Annotated in this window: 13 protein-coding genes; 7 read left to right on the top strand and 6 right to left on the bottom strand. The window is 63.3% G+C overall.

The genetic code is table 11. From position 1 onward, the window contains the following. Positions 1-295: 295 nt before the first annotated feature. The gene (locus tag EJV47_RS05870; RefSeq protein WP_243651026.1) at positions 296-1,315 is read right to left on the bottom strand and encodes a potassium channel family protein; all 1,020 of its coding nucleotides are present in this window, start codon (positions 1,313-1,315) and stop codon (positions 296-298) included. Positions 1,316-1,492: 177 nt separating this feature from the next. On the opposite strand from EJV47_RS05870, the gene EJV47_RS05865 reads away from it, so the two are divergent. Beyond that, on the top strand, positions 1,493-2,656 hold the full coding sequence (locus tag EJV47_RS05865; RefSeq protein WP_126692193.1) for a metallophosphoesterase: 1,164 nt from the start codon (positions 1,493-1,495) through the stop codon (positions 2,654-2,656). Between the two features lie 13 nt (positions 2,657-2,669). Further along, entirely contained in the window at positions 2,670-3,197 is a 528-nt protein-coding gene (locus EJV47_RS05860; protein WP_207895834.1) for an Imm26 family immunity protein, read from the top strand. Positions 3,198-3,288: 91 nt separating this feature from the next. Here EJV47_RS05860 and dnaG read toward each other — a convergent pair whose 3' ends face one another. After that, positions 3,289-5,400 (bottom strand): DNA primase, encoded by a 2,112-nt coding sequence (gene dnaG / locus EJV47_RS05855; RefSeq protein ID WP_126692191.1) that lies wholly within the window; start codon positions 5,398-5,400, stop codon positions 3,289-3,291. 360 nt (positions 5,401-5,760) lie between these two features. Between dnaG and EJV47_RS05850 the strand changes: the two genes are divergently transcribed. After that, positions 5,761-6,861: an Mrp/NBP35 family ATP-binding protein gene (locus tag EJV47_RS05850; RefSeq protein ID WP_126692190.1), complete on the top strand. Its 1,101-nt coding sequence runs from the start codon at positions 5,761-5,763 to the stop codon at positions 6,859-6,861. Between the two features lie 165 nt (positions 6,862-7,026). Then, positions 7,027-7,356, top strand: coding sequence for a NifU family protein (locus tag EJV47_RS05845; RefSeq protein WP_126692189.1), 330 nt, complete (start codon positions 7,027-7,029; stop codon positions 7,354-7,356). A gap of 79 nt (positions 7,357-7,435) precedes the next feature. On the opposite strand, the gene EJV47_RS05840 is transcribed toward EJV47_RS05845, so the two are convergent. Continuing rightward, positions 7,436-7,819: a hypothetical protein gene (locus EJV47_RS05840; RefSeq protein ID WP_126692188.1), complete on the bottom strand. Its 384-nt coding sequence runs from the start codon at positions 7,817-7,819 to the stop codon at positions 7,436-7,438. Between the two features lie 48 nt (positions 7,820-7,867). Further along, positions 7,868-8,365: a GNAT family N-acetyltransferase gene (locus EJV47_RS05835; RefSeq protein ID WP_126692187.1), complete on the bottom strand. Its 498-nt coding sequence runs from the start codon at positions 8,363-8,365 to the stop codon at positions 7,868-7,870. Between the two features lie 216 nt (positions 8,366-8,581). Here EJV47_RS05835 and fahA point away from each other — a divergent pair, with 216 nt between their 5' ends. From fahA to EJV47_RS05820, 3 genes are all read left to right on the top strand, one after another. Continuing rightward, positions 8,582-9,859: a fumarylacetoacetase gene (gene fahA / locus EJV47_RS05830; RefSeq protein WP_126692186.1), complete on the top strand. Its 1,278-nt coding sequence runs from the start codon at positions 8,582-8,584 to the stop codon at positions 9,857-9,859. A 345-nt stretch (positions 9,860-10,204) separates the two neighbouring features. Next, positions 10,205-11,359: a zinc-dependent alcohol dehydrogenase gene (locus EJV47_RS05825; protein ID WP_126692185.1), complete on the top strand. Its 1,155-nt coding sequence runs from the start codon at positions 10,205-10,207 to the stop codon at positions 11,357-11,359. A gap of 26 nt (positions 11,360-11,385) precedes the next feature. Continuing rightward, positions 11,386-11,925 carry a hypothetical protein gene (locus EJV47_RS05820; protein ID WP_126692184.1) on the top strand — a complete coding sequence of 180 codons (540 nt, stop codon included), beginning with the start codon at positions 11,386-11,388 and terminating at the stop codon, positions 11,923-11,925. 227 nt (positions 11,926-12,152) lie between these two features. Here the strand turns inward: EJV47_RS05820 and acs are convergent, their stop codons facing one another. Both acs and EJV47_RS05810 read right to left on the bottom strand, forming a co-directional pair. Beyond that, positions 12,153-14,072, bottom strand: coding sequence for an acetate--CoA ligase (acs, locus tag EJV47_RS05815; RefSeq protein ID WP_126692183.1), 1,920 nt, complete (start codon positions 14,070-14,072; stop codon positions 12,153-12,155). Between the two features lie 445 nt (positions 14,073-14,517). After that, the gene (locus tag EJV47_RS05810) at positions 14,518-16,008 is read right to left on the bottom strand and encodes an MFS transporter (protein ID WP_126692182.1); all 1,491 of its coding nucleotides are present in this window, start codon (positions 16,006-16,008) and stop codon (positions 14,518-14,520) included. Between the last annotated feature and the right edge of the window lie 360 nt (positions 16,009-16,368).

The following is a 16,368-nucleotide window of genomic DNA, read 5'->3' as shown; positions in this document are numbered from 1 at the left end:
TAGTCGTCGGGTGGACCGCAAAGATAATAGGAGGTGATTAGGTGGCTTACAGCAGCCGCATCAACCAGAACGTCATCCTGACGAAGGAAGGACCTTCCTCGCGCCCTGCACCGCCGCTGATGTCATCGAGCAGACGCAAATCAGCTAAACGGTAAAGCGCAGCCACCTTGCCCGGACGATTGGGCGTTGGTGGCTGCGCTTATTAGCTGGTGCAGGGTGCGAGGAAGGTCCTTCGCCTTCGGCTCAGGATGACGTGCTTTTTACCCAATCACCTACTCATCCACTCATCCCACAATCACCTTCTCAATTCCCGCACCACGGCCATGATCTGCTCGTCGGTGCCGAGCAGCAGGAGCACGTCGCCCTCGGCGGGGCGGAAATCGGCGGCGGGGCTGACCTGGAACTGGCCGGCGTGGTCCTTCAGGCCAATGACGGTGGCACCGGTGCGGGAGCGGACGTCCAGCTCGCGAATGGAGCGGCCGCGCAGCTCGGGCTGCAGGTCGTGGTAGGCCAGCTCTTCCAGGCGCAGGCGGTTGGGGCCCAGGCCGCTGATCATTTCCAGGAAGCGGATAACCTCGGGGCGCATCACCAGGTTGGCCATGTGCGAGCCGCCGATTTCATCGGGCATCACCACCGAGTCGGCCCCGGCGCGCAGCAGCTTGCTCTCGGAGGTTTTCAGGGAGGCGCGGGCAATGATTTTCAGCTGCGGGTTCAGTTCCCGGGCCGTCAGGGTCACGAACACGTTGTCGGCGTCCTTGGGCAGGGCCGAAATCAAGGCCCGGGCCCGCTCGATGCCGGCCTGGCGCAGCGTCTCGTCGGCCGTGGCGTCGCCGAAGACCACCGGCACCGTGTCGCCGATGGTGTCGGCCAGGGCGCGCATCAGCTCCTGGCTCTGCTCGATAATAACCACTTTGGCTCCGTTGGCGCGCAGCTCGTGGTAGGCCTTGCTGCCGTTGCGCCCGAAGCCGCAGACGATGACGTGGCCCTGGATGTGGCGGATTTCCTGATCGGTCATAAACATCTTCAAGAGGTTGCGCAGCTCTCCGTCAAACAGATACTGGGTCAGCACCGACACGAGGTAGGCCACCACCACCAGGTTGTACATGATGTAAATGGAGACGAACAGCCGCCCGCCGCCGGACAGGGGCCGCACTTCCCCGAACCCGGTGGTACTGACGGTGATAATCGTCATGTAGAAGGCCTCCAGGAAGCTGTAGCCCTCGATAAGCATGAAGCCGGCCATGCCGATGCCCAGGCTGAGCACCGTCAGGATGATGGCCAGCATGAGCCGGCTGAGGTTGGCGCGTTTCCACATAGCTGCGAGTGGAGGCGAAGGTAGCGGGCGGCGGGGCTTGTGCGGAAGCGGGCGTCCGTATTTATCCCGCCAATCAATCACTCAACCCGGCCGCTTGGTGGGAGGCAGCCCGAAGCATTATCCTTGCCTACTAATTGGGCGGCTACTCCGGCTGCCAGCCGCCATGTTTTTTGACTGATGCGCAAACGTATTATCCTGGCTCTGCTGGGCCTATATCTGCTTTACCTGGGCGTGGGGCTGGCCCTGGTGTACTTTGGCGTGAATGAGCGGGTGGTGTTTTTCCCCGGCTTTTCCATCAAGCACAAAAAGCCCGACCAGTCGGGCTTTTCCCCCGACGGCCCACTGCTGCACTACCTCCCCGACGGCTCGGCCGTCCGGCGGCGCATCGTACCGCTCGGCGCCGGCCGCGTGGTGCAGCCCGACACCCTGCGCCGCCCCGATGACTCGCTGAGCTGCTTCGTGCAGGAAACCGGCCTGCGGTTCCGCTTTCCGCGCCACGCCTTCGGCCCCGAGCCCGCCGAGTACCCGGCCGCCGACAAGATGCTGGTGGTATCCGACATCGAAGGCAACTTCAAAGGCCTGCAACTGCTGCTACAGGGCAGCGGCGTGATAAACCAGCAAGCCCGCTGGACCTTCGGCCAGGGCCACCTGGTGTTTGTGGGCGACATGTTCGACCGCGGCCTGCAGGTGACTGAGTGCCTGTGGTTGCTCTACAAGCTGGAGGCGGAAGCCGCCCAGGCGGGCGGCAAAGTGCATTTCCTTCTGGGCAACCACGAGGTGATGAACCTCACCGGCCACTACCGCTACCTGCGCCGCAAATACCGCGTCAACGCCGACTCCCTGCGGGTGCCCTATGAGCAGTGGTACACGGCCGACACCGAGCTGGGCCGCTGGCTGCGCACCAAGAACGTGGTGGAGCGCATCGGCCCGACCTTGTTCGTGCACGGCGGCCTCAGCCCCGAAGTAGCCGCCCTACGCCTGCCGCTCACGCAGCTCAACGCCCTCACCCGCCGCAGCCTCGACGCGCCCGACACCACCGGCCTCAGCCCGGCCGAGAAGCTGGCCCGCAACCCCGAACTCAGCCCCGACTGGTACCGCGGCCTCGCGCAGGAAAAAGCCCCGGCTGCCCACGTAGCGGCGGTGCTGCGGCAGTACGGGGCCACCCGCATGGTCATTGCCCACACGCCCGTGGAGGAAATTACGCCGCTCTACGCCGGGCAGGTCGTGGCCATCGATTTGCCGCACCAGGAGCACACGGTGAAGGGTTTCATGCAGGCGCTGTGGATTGAGGGCGGCAAGCTGTCGGTGGTGGATGACAAGGGGCGGAAGCAGGGGTTGTAGTTTGTTAGCCGATATGAAGACGACATATCCCTTTTCACCCAAATCGAACCGCAGCCTGCTTCCAGGTCAATTCTGGTCTATTTCGCTTACATCAGGCCGGTTTGCCTGTGGCCGGGTACTCGACGTTCCGCCTACCGAGGAAAAGCAGCTACGCGAGTTTTACGCCGGTCTGATGGACTGGGTCGGCGACAACCCGCCAACAGCTGAAAGAATTGCAGGCAGCCGCATTATTGAACAGGGCTTGACTCACATCAAGACCATCACCGCACGCAACGCGATGATTCTGGGTTGCCGGCCACTTGAACTGGACCAATTGCAGCTCCCATTCACGGTGGCCCAAAGCTGCTGGCAGCCCGGAGCGGTGGTTATGCAAGGTTATCAAGAAGTGCGCGCCAGCTACCCGGAGGAACACCCCTGGAAATATATCAGCGGCCCGGAGGGCATCAGGAAGGTTGAACAGTCAGAAGCATTACCGGTGCAATCGACTTGGGGCTATAATTTCATTTACCTACTGGCCGAAAAGCATTTTGGACACAGCTAAGTAGCCTTCTGCTTCTGCCAGTTTGTCGTCGTGCCGCGAGAGGAAGGCTTGCTTCGGCTACGCCTCGCAATGACGGCCAACCGAGCCGCCCTTACCGCGAAATAATCGTGCCTAGTAGCCCAGCCAGCTGCATATCCAGCTGCTTGAGGCTCTTGAAGATGGCCATCTGCGCCAGGTACTCTTCCACCTGGTTGGGGTTGAGTGCGTTCATGGTCGCCAGGCACTCGGTCAGCTCGCGCTCCACGTTGCACTTGTTCAGGCGCAGGATGGCGTTTTCGCAGGCCACCTGCAGCTGATCCAGCTCCCGGGGCACGTAAATCTGGTGGGTTATCCAGTTCGGGCTCAGCTCGTGCAGCTCGGTCACCATGTCGGTAATGGCGGCGCGGATGTCGCCGCGCTCGTGGCGCACCAGCTCCCGGGCGTCGGGGAAGCGGCCGGCCTGCACGGCCTCGTTGCAGAGGTGCAGCAAATCGGCGTATATGGGCGTGCGGAAGGGCGTCTCGTCGACCTGGCTCAGCAGGTACTCGGCCACGGTTACGCCGTCGGTGAAGGGCTGGGCGGGGTAGTTCAAGATCAGGCGCACCACTTCCCGCTCGCAGGTTTTCTGCAGGTCGGGCACCGGCTCGGTGTCCAGGGCGTCGCCCGTGGGTTCCTCGCCCTCGTCCTCCACGAAGCCGTAGGCCTCGGGCGGTAGCTCGTCGTCGTAGCCGGGGCTGGTGGGGCGGGCGGCGGGCTGGGGCGTCAGGCCGGTGAGCTGGCCGCCGGGCTGCACCGCGGCGCTGCTACCACTGTTGCCCGCCGGGCGCCCGGCGGCGCTGTTGCCGCCGCTGCGGCCGGCGCCGGCACTGCTCCCCCCCTGCCCACCGCCGGGGCGCGGACCGGGCGCGGCCTGCTTCACCTGCTTGTTGTAGGCATCGATGAGCACCTGCTCGTCGATGTGGAAGGTGGAGGCCGTCTGCTGCAGAAATACCTGGCGCTTCAGCGGGTCGGGCACCTTGGCAATGCTTTGCAGCACCTCGCGGATGGCCTCGGCCTTTTTCACCGGGTCGTTGGCCGCGTCGCGGGCCACCAGCCGGGTCTTGAAGCTGATGAAGTCCTGACTGTTCTGCTCCACGAACTGCCGGAAACGCTGGTCCCCCACCTTGCGGATGTAGGAGTCCGGGTCGTCGCCGTCGGGGAAGAGCACCACGCGCACGTTCAGGCCGTTTTCCAGGATGATATCGAGCCCGCGCAGGGCCGCCCGGATGCCGGCCGCGTCGCCGTCGTAGAGCACCGTTACGTTATCGGTGTAGCGGCTGATGAGGCGAATCTGGCCCTCGGTGAGCGACGTGCCCGACGAGGCCACCACGTTCTTCACCCCGCCCTGGTGCAGGCTGATAACGTCGAGGTAGCCCTCCACCAGGTAGCACAGCTCCTCCTGCCGGATGGCCTGCTTGGCCTGGTAGAGGCCGTAGAGCACGTCGGATTTATGGTAAATCTCCGACTCGGGCGAGTTCAGGTACTTGGCCCCGGCCTTTTCGTCGCGGCGCAGGGTGCGGGCCCCGAAGCCCACGACGCGGCCCGAAATGTTGTGAATCGGGAACATGACGCGGCCCCGGAACCGGTCGTAGCGCCGGCCGTCCTCCTCGCGCTTAATCACGAGGCCGGTTTTCTCCAGGTACTTCACGTCGAAGCCCGCCTGCTGGGCCGAGTTCAGCACGTCGTCCCACTTATCGAGCGAGTAGCCCAGCTCGAAGGTTTCGATGGTCTGCTGGTTCAGGCCGCGCTCCTTGAGGTAGGCCCAGCCGATACTTTCGCCCTCCTCGGAGTCGCGCAACAGGGTCTTGTAGCGGTTTTTGGCCCAATCGGATACGATGTACTGCGAATCCCGCTCGTTCTGGGCCAGCTGCTGCTCGGGGGTGCGCTCCTCCTCCTTGATTTCGACGCCGTACTTCTTGGCCAGCCACTTGATGGCCTCCGGGTAGCTCACCGACTCGATGTCCATCACGAAGCGCACCACGTCGCCGGCCTTGCCGCAGCCGAAGCACTTGTAGATGCCCTTGGCCGGCGCCACCGAGAAGGAAGGCGACTTTTCGTGGTGGAAGGGGCAGCAGGCCCACAGGTTCTGGCCCTTCTTCTTCAGCGAGACAAAGTCGCCCACGACCTCCACGATGTCGGCGTAGTGGAGGACCTGGTCAATGGTTTCTTTGGGGATGAGGGCCACGGCACAAAAGCAAAACGGACCGCGAAGGTACGAACGAGGCGGCCGGGATGGTTGCTGGCGCCGGTTTAGCGAGCAAAGCGAGTGTAACCGGTGCCCGTCATAAAGCAGGCTTTCAGCCTGCGGGTAGCGCCCGGACAAGCAGCCGGGGCCGACACGGCGACGGTCCACGCAGGTTGGAAACCTGCTTTATATCCGGCACCGGTTACACTCGCTTTGCTCGCTAAACCGGCGCCAGCCGTTTCCCAACCAGCCGCCAGCCAAACCTGCCGGCGCCTTTTCCGGTTTTGGGGCACCACCGCGCCCCGTTTCGGGGTTATCTTTGCCGGATGGTGGCCCCGCACTGGCCGCCCCCAGTTTGCCATGAGCATCACGAAAGAAGCAGTACTAAAAGCCCTGAGCTACGTCGAGGAGCCCGATCTGGGCAAGGACCTCGTCACGCTCAATATGATTGAGGACGTGCAGATCGACGGGCAGAACATTTCGTTCACCGTCGTGCTGACCACGCCCGCCTGCCCCCTCAAGGAGCTGATTCACAATGCCTGCGTGCGCGCCATTCATACCATGGTTGATAAGGACGCGCAGGTGACGGTGAATATGACTTCGCGCGTGACGACCATGCGCCAGAACCGCGACGTGCTGCGCGGCGTCAAGAACATCATTGCCGTGGCCTCGGGCAAGGGCGGCGTGGGCAAGAGCACCGTCACGGCGAACCTGGCGGTGGCCCTGGCCCGCTCCGGCGCCAAAGTCGGCCTCATCGACGCCGATATTTCGGGCCCCTCGATGCCGGTAATGTTCGGCGTGGAGGACTCCCGCCCGCACGTGTTCCAGACCGAAGACGGCCGCAACCTCATCGAGCCCATCGAGCGGTTCGGGGTCAAAATCATGAGCATCGGCTTCCTGGCCCCGGCCGAGTCGGCCATCGTGTGGCGCGGCCCCATGGCCTCGTCGGCGCTGAAGCAGTTCATCACCGAGGTGGACTGGGGCGAGCTGGACTACCTGCTGCTCGACATGCCCCCCGGCACCTCCGACATTCACCTGACGCTGGTGCAGACCCTGCCCGTGACGGGCGCCGTCATCGTGACCACGCCGCAGAAAGTAGCCCTGGCCGACGCGCAGAAGGGTCTGCAGATGTTCCGGCAGCCGCAGATCAACGTGCCGGTGCTCGGCATCATCGAGAACATGGCCTGGTTTACGCCCCAGGAGCTGCCCGACAACAAGTACTACATCTTCGGGCAGGGCGGCGGCGCGGCCCTGGCGCAGAAGCACGAGGTACCGCTGCTGGGCGAAATTCCGCTGGTGCAGGGCATCCGCGAAAACGGCGACCAGGGCATTCCGGCCGTGCTGCAAACCACGTCGCCGGTAGCCCCCATCTTCGAGCAGCTGGCCGAGTCGGTAGCCCGCGCCGTGTCGATTCGCAACAACGTGGCCCCGCGCACCCAGGTGGTCGACGTAAAATCCTGACCGCGGATTGAACGGATGCAGGAACGGCTAGCACGGACGAGCAGGCAACTAATTTTCCCGGCTTGATAGCCCGTAGAGCCCTTTTGTTTGTTTCATCCGTTCCTGCATCCGTCACATCTGAGGTCCTTTTCCGAACTTCGCCGCTCCGCCACGCGTCTTACAAGTATGTCTGCAACCGCCCCTGTTCTGGAACATCCCCTGCTCCCGCGCATCGAAAAGGCCCTCGACGGCATCCGGCCCTACCTGGAAGCCGACGGCGGCAACGTACGCGTGCTCGACATTACCGCCGACATGGTGCTGCGCCTGGAGCTGCTCGGCGCCTGCGGCACCTGCCCCATGTCGCCGATGACGCTGAAAGCCGGCGTGGAAGAATCGGTGAAGCGCGCCGTGCCCGAAATCAGCGCCGTGGAGGCCGTGAACGTGGCCACCATGAACCAGCCCGCCGGGCAGGAAGGCCGGCCGCAGCCGCCCCACCCCGTCGCGACGCCCAACTAAAGGTCGTTTTTCCTAAGAACGAACAGCAGCGCCCCGCTTCTGCCGGTTTCGGCGGAGGCGGGGCGCGGTGGTTTGGGGCTTATTCGGTTCCGCTCGTATCAAGCCCGCGCAACCAACTCTCAATTGCCTCGAACCGAGAAGCAATAAACTTCGGTGCGCACGTTTCCGTGCGCTTAGTATTGCCCTGCCCCTGCTGGTAATGGAGTTCAAATCTATCTGCAGCCGGGTTATAGACGATGTAGACCATGTTGTTTACCAGCCGCTGCAAATACTCCGCGGCCGTGGATACACCTACTGCTTCGTGGGAGCCACTGGCGTAGAATTTTTCATGAAATTTTGCTTGCCGCAATTGATCCAACAGGACAATCATTGGTTCCTGCTGCCAATGATACTTTTCAATCAGCTCTTGGTAGAATTGGCGCATCCCAATCCAGCTGCTTTGCTTGGCGGCCAAATCATTCATCACGGGCAGAGCACTGACTTATACTTCAATTAGCGCTGATCAACCTAATTATTCAACCACCACTACGTATAGATTAAACTCTGGCACCTTCCCGTTGCTGGAGCCCGGCACTGAATGCTTGTAGTGCTTGAAGTGACTGGCTATTTCATGGATAGCCTTGTTATTGGGCTGCACCCAGCCATAAATATGACTGATGCCACTATTTTTCGCAGCCCGATACGCATGCTCAAACAATGCATGGGCAATATTCAGCCTAAAAAAGGCTTTATCCACGTAAGTGCTCGACTGGGAAATGTGAGAATCCATAACCGGGTTGCTGAATAGCGGAGTCAAGGATTGCCAGCCAATAATGTTATTGTCGTCGGATACGGCCACGTAATAATGCGAATGGCTACGCGAAAACGTATGCAGTAACTCAGCCCTGAACGCTGCTATCTGATTCTGCTCAATAGCCTGGCCAATGGCCATTGCCTGGTTCTCCAGCCACAGCTCGAATATGCGGTCAAAATCGTCATCGTGAGCATTCCGAATCGTAAAAGCCGACATATTTCTGAGGGTGAAGTTGACTGGCCATTAATCCTCAAGGGAAGTGGCACCAGCATCTGCCATGCCGAAACTCAAAACGCCACCTCGATTTAAGGGCAGTTGCCCAATATAGGCAAGTCGCGGTGCTCAGTCAAGCGGCAAGTTCGGGGGCATGACGCCAGGATTTAGCGGGCTGCTTCTACCTTTGCCCGCACACCACCCTTCCGCTTTCCGCACATGGCCAACCCCAACGACCCCGCCCTGCACTCCTGGATTGATATTCCGCCCCACAGCGACTTTCCCCTCCAGAACCTGCCCTTCGGCGTGTTTTACACCGAGGAGCGGGGCACCCGCGTGGGCGTGGCCATCGGCGAGTACGTGCTGGATTTGTACGCGGTAAGTCAGTTCGGCTTTTTCCGCGGGCTGGACCTGCCCACCCAGCCCAAGGTGTTCCGCCGCCGCTCCCTCAATGCCTTTATCAAGCTGGGGCGGCCGGCCTGGCGGGCCGTGCGCCAGCGCGTGAGTCAGCTCTTGCGCCACGACAACGGGGAGCTGCGCGACAACGAGGAGGCCATGCGCACCTGCCTGCTGCGCCAGCGCGAGGTGCAGCTGCTGCGCCCGGTGAAGCCCCAAAACTACACCGATTTCTACAGCAGCATCGAGCACGCGACCAACGTGGGCACCATGTTCCGCGACCCGAATAATGCCCTGCTGCCCAACTGGCGCTGGATTCCCATCGGCTACCACGGGCGCACCAGCAGCATCGTGGCCAGCGGGACGGATATCCGCCGGCCCAACGGGCAGCGCAAGGCGCCGGATGCCCAGGTGCCGACCTTCGGCCCCTCGCAGCAGCTGGATTTTGAGCTGGAAGTGGCTATGGTGGTGGGGCAGGCCACGCAACTGGGCCAGACGGTGCCGCTGGCCGACGCCGAGGACCACATCTTCGGGCTGCTCTTGTTCAACGACTGGTCGGCGCGCGACCTGCAGAGCTGGGAGTACGTGCCGCTGGGGCCGTTTCTGGGCAAGAACTTCGGCAGCAGCGTCTCGCCCTGGGTGGTGACCATGGACGCGCTGGAGCCCTTCCGGGTGGCCGGCCCCCAACAGGAGCCCGAGCCCCTCGCCTACCTGCAGCAGCCCGGCGCCCACAACTTCGACATTCAGCTGGAAGTGAGCCTGGCCCCGGCCGGCGGCGAGGAAACCGTCATCAGCCGCACCAACTACAAGGACATGTACTGGAGCATGGCCCAGCAGCTGACGCACCACGCCTCCAACGGCTGCCCGCTGGAAATCGGCGACCTGTACGCCTCGGGCACCATCAGCGGCGCCGCCCCCGACTCTTACGGCTCGATGCTGGAGCTGACCTGGCGCGGCACCAAGCCCCTAACCCTGGCCGACGGCTCGCAGCGCAAGTTCATCCAGGACGGCGACACGGTGGTGATGCGCGGCTTCTGCCAGCGCGGGCCGCTGCGCATCGGCTTCGGGGAGGTGCGCGGCACGGTGCTGCCGGCGGAATAGAGCAGACTCATTATATTCAGCAAAAACGGCTTCAGCTCCCCGCTGAGGCCGTTTTTCCTTTGCCGGTAAACTGGTTTACCAGCTGCTTTTTCATTTCCTAACCTTGTTTACCATCCTTGTGTAAGTCGGCTGGTCGTTCGGCTTAGGCCACCTTTACCGACCGTATTTACACCTAATAAAGCCTGGGTAAACACGTAAATCAGGCGAAGAGGGGGCAGCTCGGCAATAACCACCCGTGGTGGAGACAGTAGTAAGTGGATGCCGATAGCAGTCGGTGGGGGCCATGTGGACCGCTCCGGCTGGCTGTATGTACTGTCTCCTTCTTCCAACCAAAACCCGACCATTATGCTAGCCATGGACTACCGGGGCCCGAAAAGGGTCCGCGCCGTGCAAAAACCCATGCCGGAAATCAAGCACCCCGAGGACGCCATTGTCAAGGTGACGCGCTCCTGCATCTGCGGCTCCGACCTGCACCTCTACAACGGCAACGTGCCCGACACCCGCGTGGGCACCACCTTCGGCCACGAGTTTATCGGCGAGGTGGTCGAAGTAGGCTCCGAGGTGACCAAGCTCAAGGTGGGCGACATGGTGCTGGTGCCCTTCAACATTGCCTGCGGCCGCTGCAGCTTCTGCCAGCAGGGTCTGTTCGGCAACTGTCACGAGTCGAACCCCATGGCCACGGCCGTGGGCGGCATCTTCGGCTACTCGCACACGGCCGGCGGCTTCCACGGCGGGCAGGCCGAGTACGTGCGCGTGCCCTACGCCAACTTCGGCCCGACGGTGATTCCCGAGGGCATGGACCCCGACGACGCGGTGCTGCTCACCGACGTGGTGCCCACCGGCTACCAGGCCGCCGAAATGGCCGGCATTCAGCCCGGCGACACGGTGGTGGTGTTCGGCGCGGGGCCCGTGGGCATTATGGCCGCCCGCTGCGCCTGGCTGTTCGGGGCCGGCCGCGTCATCGTGCTCGACCACGTCGACTACCGGCTGGAGTTCGTGAAGCACTACGCCCCGGCCGAGGTCTACAACTTCAAGACCGACATGCAGGACCCGGTGCTGTTCCTCAAGAAGCAAACCGACTGGCTGGGCGCCGACTGCGTTATCGACGCGGTGGGGGCCGAGGCCGCCGGCGACGTGCTGCAGACCATTACCGGCCGCAAGCTGCTGGTGCAGGCCGGCTCGGCTACGGCCGTGCACTGGGCCATTAACTCGGTGAAGAAGGGCGGCATCGTGAGCATCGTGGGCGTGTACGGGCCGACGGATAACCTGGTGCCCATCGGCAACGTGCTCAACAAGGGCCTGACCCTACGGGCCAACCAGGCCTCGGTGAAGCGCCTGCTGCCGCGCCTGATCGAGCACGTGCAGAACGGCGTCATCCGCCCCAAGGAGCTGATTACCCACCGCATTCCGCTGGAGGAAGTGGCCGACGGCTACCGCCTGTTCTCCGACAAGCTCGACAACTGCATCAAGCCGGTGCTGGTCATGGACTCGGCCCGCTAACCTTCCACCCTACCCCGCGAAACACCATGCAAAAGCACGTTATCGACCCGAAATCCGTGCCGGGCTGGGGCATCGACGCCGACCCGCAGAACGACCCGACCTACCCCATGAAGCCCAACCGCACCGACGTGGAGCAGCAGGGCTACACCTGGGAGCGGCCCACCCAGCAGCCCGCCGACGTGGAAGTGCTGCACTCCATCGAGCGGCCCAACCTCTCGGCCGTATTTGGCACTGCCTCGCCCCCGGTGGGCCTGAGCGGTATGATCCGCCGCTGGGCCTTCCGCTGGAGCGAGAATGAGTACAACCACTGGCTGCCGCTCATCCTGGCCGACCGCGTGAACGTGGTGGAAGGCATCATCGAGGACATTGCCCACGGCAAATTCCCCAACATCTGGAAGGAAAAGGGCTACAACGCCTCCTGGAAGCACGACCGCACCGGCCTGGTGCTGCGCCTGGCCGCCTTCACGGCCGTGGCCGGCGGGCTGGTCTTGTGGCTGTCGGCCGACGGGGGCAAGAAGAAAGCCAAGCGGCAGAAGCACTACCGCGGGGCGTACTACGAGGAGTAGGTCCGACTGCCGGCCGCACTGGCAGTCATTGCGAGGACGAAGGACGAAGCAATCCTTCCTCCAGTAGCACTGCCGGCAAAATACCTACGACCCAAAAACGGCACCGCCCGAAACCAAGTGACTCTGGTTTCAGGCGGTGCCGTTTGCGGTGTCTGCCAGTTGTGGCGTTTCTACTACTGGAGGAACGATTGCCGCGCTTCGCTCGCAATGACTACCAGTGCTACCGCTTACTTCCGGCCCTGGATAATCTCGTCGACCACGGCCGGGTCCAGCAGGGTGGTGGTGTCGCCGAGGGCGCTGGTTTCGCCTTCGGCTACTTTGCGCAGGATGCGGCGCATGATTTTGCCGGAGCGCGTCTTGGGCAGGCCCGACACGATTTGAATCTTGTCGGGGCGGGCAATTTTGCCGATTTCGGCCACCACGGTTTCGATGACGCTGGCTTCGATGTGCTGCCGCTCGGTTTCCTTGTCGGGCACGCCGTTTTGCAGGATGACGTAGGCGTAGATGCCCTGGCCCTTCACGTCGTGGGGGTAGCCCACCACGGCCGATTCCACCACGTGGGGGTTCTGGTTAATGGCGTTTTCGATTTCGGCGGTGCCGAAGCGGTGGCCCGACACGTTGATGACGTCGTCGACGCGGCCGATGATGCGGTAGAGGCCGTCCTGGTCGCGGCGGGCGCCGTCGCCGGTGAAGTAGGTGCCGGGGTACGGGCGGAAGTAGGTCTGCTCGGCGCGCTCATGGTCGCCCCAGGTGGTGCGGATGACGGCCGGCCAGGAGGCCTTGATGGCCAGGTAGCCCTCCTGCTCGTTGCCCTCGATTTCCTGGCCTTCCTGCGTGAGCAGAACCGGCTGCACGCCCGGCAGGGGCAGGCCGGCGTGGGCGGGCTTACTGGGCGTGATGCCGGCCAGGGCCGAGAGCATGATGCCGCCGGTTTCCGTCTGCCACCAAGTGTCCACGATGGGGCAGCGCTCCTTGCCCACGTGGGTGTGGTACCAGTGCCAGGCTTCCTCGTTGATGGGCTCCCCCACCGAGCCGAGCACCCGCAGCGAATCGAGCGAGTAGCTGAGCACGTTGTCGAGGGGCGCGGCCATGAGGGAGCGGATGGCGGTGGGCGCGGTGTAGAAGATGGTGACCGAGTGCTTGTCAATCACCTCCCAGAAGCGGCCGGCGTCGGGGTAGGTAGGCACGCCCTCGAACATGAGCGAGGTGCTGCCGGCCAGCAGCGGACCGTAGAGCAAATACGAGTGCCCCGTGACCCAGCCGATGTCGGCGGTGCACCAGTACACGTCGTTTTCCTCCACCTGAAACACGTTGCGGAAGGTGTAGTCGGCCCAGACCATGTAGCCAGCGGTGCTGTGCACCACGCCCTTGGGCTTGCCCGTCGAGCCGGAGGTGTAGAGGATAAACAGCGGGTCTTCGGCCTGCATTTCCTCGGCGGGGCAGGTTTTGGCCACGCCCTCCACTTCCTCGTGGTACCACACGTCGCGGCCCTCCTGCATCTGCACGGGCCAGCCCAGGTGCTCCACCACCAGCACCTTGCGCACCGTGGGGCAGTGGGCCAGCGCCTCGTCGACCACGCGCTTCACCGGAATCTGCTTGGGGCCGCGGTTCAGGCCGTCGGCGGTGATGACGAAGGCGGCCTCAGCGTCGTTGACGCGGTCGGCAATGGCGGTGCTGCTGAAGCCAGCGAAGACGACCGAGTGCACGGCCCCGATGCGGGCGCAGGCCAGCACGGCCACGGCCAGCTGCGGAATCATGGGCAGGTACAGGCACACCCGGTCGCCCTTCTCCACGCCCAGGTTGTGCAGCACATTGGCGAATTTGCACACTTCCTGGTGCAGCTCGCGGTACGTGAGGCGCAAATGGCGCTGCTTGGGGTCGTTGGGCTCCCAGATGATGGCCAGCTTGTTGCCGCGCTGGGCCAGGTGGCGGTCCAGGCAGTTCTCGGTGATGTTGAGGCGGGCGCCGTCGAACCAGGTGCTGCGGCCGGCGGGCGAAAACTCGCCGCCGCGCACCGAGTCCCACTTGCGGCGCCAGGTGAAGGGCTCCGCTACTTCGGCCCAGAAAGCGTCGGGTTCGTCGACGCTGCGGCGGTAGGCCGTCTGGTAGTCTTCGAAGGAGCGGATGCGCGGGTGGTTGGCTGGCATGGGGTATTGGTTGGTATTCGGGCGGCAGTTTACGAAAAAGCCGCCGCGCCCCGGTTGTCGGATTGTCGCAGAATGTGGTGCGGGAGTCGCAGCGGCGGGGCGCTGGCGCCGATTCGCGGAGCCGAGCAGCTTCCCAGCTCACCCGGCCCGATTCTTTTCAAGCCTGAACCGGCTCTTTGTTAGTCCTGCGTGCTTCTACGTCTGTTTCCGGCGCTTCTGAGCCGGTTTCCGGTGCTTCTTTGTCCGTTTCCGCCGCCTCTAAGATGATTTTCGGCGCTTATACGTCCTTTGCCGCCACTTCTTAGAACGTTTTCGTTCTTCTTTATCGGTTTCCAGTGCTTATAAGAGCATTTCCACCGCCATTCAGATGGTTTCGGTCGTTGGAAGTTGCCGGATGTAGCGGTGACGACCAGGTCAGGAGCGCGGAACGGAGCTTTGTGCCGCATCAATCCATAATCCGCACGTTGCGCACGTCCTTCATCAGCGCGGTGCCGATAACCCAGCAGACCGCCGCAATCAGCACCGGGTAAATCAGGCCCGACAGGCTGGCGTGCTGCTGCCAGAACGAGCCTTCGGGCTGGGCCTTGGCCCACACGGCAATCCAGGTGGCTACCAGCGGCACGAAGCCACCGAACACGCCGTTGCCGATGTGGTAGGGCACCGAGAGGGAGGTGTAGCGCACTTTGGTCGGGAACAGCTCCACCAGGTAGGCGGCAATGGGGCCGTAGACCATCGTCACGAACAACACCAGGCAGAAGGTCAGCGCGGTCATCATGGGCAGGTTGGGCGTGAGGGCCTTCTGCACGGCTACTGCTTTGCCGGCGGCGTCCACGGTGGCGGGCGTCACCTCGGTGAGCGGGCCGGCGTAGGCCTGCAGGCCGTAGAACAGGGGCACGGTAAACAGGGCCGCGCAGAACATGCCCGTCATAATAATGCGCTTGCGGCCGATGCGGTCTGACAGCGCGCCGAAGTACACGAACAAGGGCGTAGCCAGCACCATAGCCGCCACCAGCACGATGCTGGCGTCGATGAGGTCGAGCTTGAGGGTGCTCTGCATGAAGGAGTAGGCGTAAAACTGCGAGGTGTAGAACACCACGCCCTGCCCCATGGTGGCCCCGAACAGCGCAATGAGCACCAGGCGGCGGTTCACCGGGTTCATAAACGACTCGCGCAGCGGGTGCTGGCTGGTGCGGCCCTCGGCCTTGGCCTTGGCGAAGAGCGGCGACTCGTGCAGCTTGCGGCGGATGTAGTACGAGGCCACAATCAGCGCCGCGGAAAGCAGGAAGGGCACGCGCCAGCCCCAGTCCTTAAAGGCGGCGTCCGACATGGATTTCTTGGTCAGCACGATAACCAGGATGCTCAGCACCAGGCCCGCGGTGGCCGTTATCTGGATGTAGCTGGTGAAGTAGCCGCGCCGCTTATCGGGCGAGTACTCGGCCACGTAGGTGGCGGCCCCGCCGTACTCCCCGCCCAGGGCCAGGCCCTGCAGCAGCCGCAGCACCAGCACGATAAGCGGGGCGGCCACGCCGATGGAGTCGTAGCTCGGAATCAGGCCCGTCACGACGGTGGCCCCGCCCATGATGAGCAGGGTGAGCAGAAAGGTGTACTTGCGCCCGATCATGTCGCCGATGCGGCCGAAGAACACCGCCCCGAAGGGCCGCACCACGAAGCCCGCCCCGAACACCGCCAGCGCCCCGAGCAGGGTATCCTCAGGCTTGCCCGCGGTGCCGAACAAGACCGGCCCGATGATGGCCGCCAACGAGCCGAAGATGTAGAAGTCGTACCACTCGATGACGGTGCCGACGGAGGACGCGGTAATGACCTGCCAGATTTTTCCGACGGGCACCGCGTTGTTGTCGTGGGCGGCGGGAGCCGGTGCGGGGCCGGCGGCCCGGGCCTCGGTGGCCGGGGCGCGGTGCGGGAGCTGGGAATGCATAGGAAGCGGGGGCTTGGTGGGTACAGGACGTGCCCACCAATGTACACGCGCCCGGCGCCAAACCCGCCTGTACTCTCCTATTTGGGGCTTCTAAACCTATCAGAAACGGTTGCGCTTTGGGTTTTTAAAGCACTTCGATTACAAAGTCGTCATCTAAGAGGCCGTCATCCTGAGCGCAGCGAAGGACCCTCCTCACACCCCGCACCGCCGCTGATGCCAATGTGCAGACGTTAATCGGCCAGAACGATAAAAGAGTCGCTACTAACGTCAGGACATTAGCGACGGCGCTTCTGGGGCTACTGAAAAGCGTTTGTGCTTCGCAGGCAGCGGCGGTGCGGGGTGTGAGGAGGGTCCTTCGCT

Source organism: Hymenobacter gummosus, assembly GCF_003970915.1.
Classification (GTDB): Bacteria; Bacteroidota; Bacteroidia; order Cytophagales; family Hymenobacteraceae; genus Solirubrum; species Solirubrum gummosum.
Note: the sequence above shows the minus strand (reverse complement) of the source record. Positions and strands in the feature narration are given on the sequence as shown.

What these genes read in the sequence shown, in the direction of transcription:
- EJV47_RS05865 (WP_126692193.1), top strand. Translation starts at nt 1,493, where the DNA reads ATGCGCAAACGTATTATCCTGGCTCTGCTGGGCCTATATCTGCTTTAC.
- EJV47_RS05860 (WP_207895834.1), top strand. Translation starts at nt 2,670, where the DNA reads ATGAAGACGACATATCCCTTTTCACCCAAATCGAACCGCAGCCTGCTT.
- fahA (WP_126692186.1), top strand. Translation starts at nt 8,582, where the DNA reads ATGGCCAACCCCAACGACCCCGCCCTGCACTCCTGGATTGATATTCCG.
- EJV47_RS05820 (WP_126692184.1), top strand. Translation starts at nt 11,386, where the DNA reads ATGCAAAAGCACGTTATCGACCCGAAATCCGTGCCGGGCTGGGGCATC.
- acs (WP_126692183.1), bottom strand. Translation starts at nt 14,072, where the DNA reads ATGCCAGCCAACCACCCGCGCATCCGCTCCTTCGAAGACTACCAGACG.
- EJV47_RS05825 (WP_126692185.1), top strand. Translation starts at nt 10,205, where the DNA reads ATGCTAGCCATGGACTACCGGGGCCCGAAAAGGGTCCGCGCCGTGCAA.
- EJV47_RS05840 (WP_126692188.1), bottom strand. Translation starts at nt 7,819, where the DNA reads ATGAATGATTTGGCCGCCAAGCAAAGCAGCTGGATTGGGATGCGCCAA.
- EJV47_RS05850 (WP_126692190.1), top strand. Translation starts at nt 5,761, where the DNA reads ATGAGCATCACGAAAGAAGCAGTACTAAAAGCCCTGAGCTACGTCGAG.
- EJV47_RS05835 (WP_126692187.1), bottom strand. Translation starts at nt 8,365, where the DNA reads ATGTCGGCTTTTACGATTCGGAATGCTCACGATGACGATTTTGACCGC.
- EJV47_RS05845 (WP_126692189.1), top strand. Translation starts at nt 7,027, where the DNA reads ATGTCTGCAACCGCCCCTGTTCTGGAACATCCCCTGCTCCCGCGCATC.
- EJV47_RS05810 (WP_126692182.1), bottom strand. Translation starts at nt 16,008, where the DNA reads ATGCATTCCCAGCTCCCGCACCGCGCCCCGGCCACCGAGGCCCGGGCC.
- EJV47_RS05870 (WP_243651026.1), bottom strand. Translation starts at nt 1,315, where the DNA reads ATGTGGAAACGCGCCAACCTCAGCCGGCTCATGCTGGCCATCATCCTG.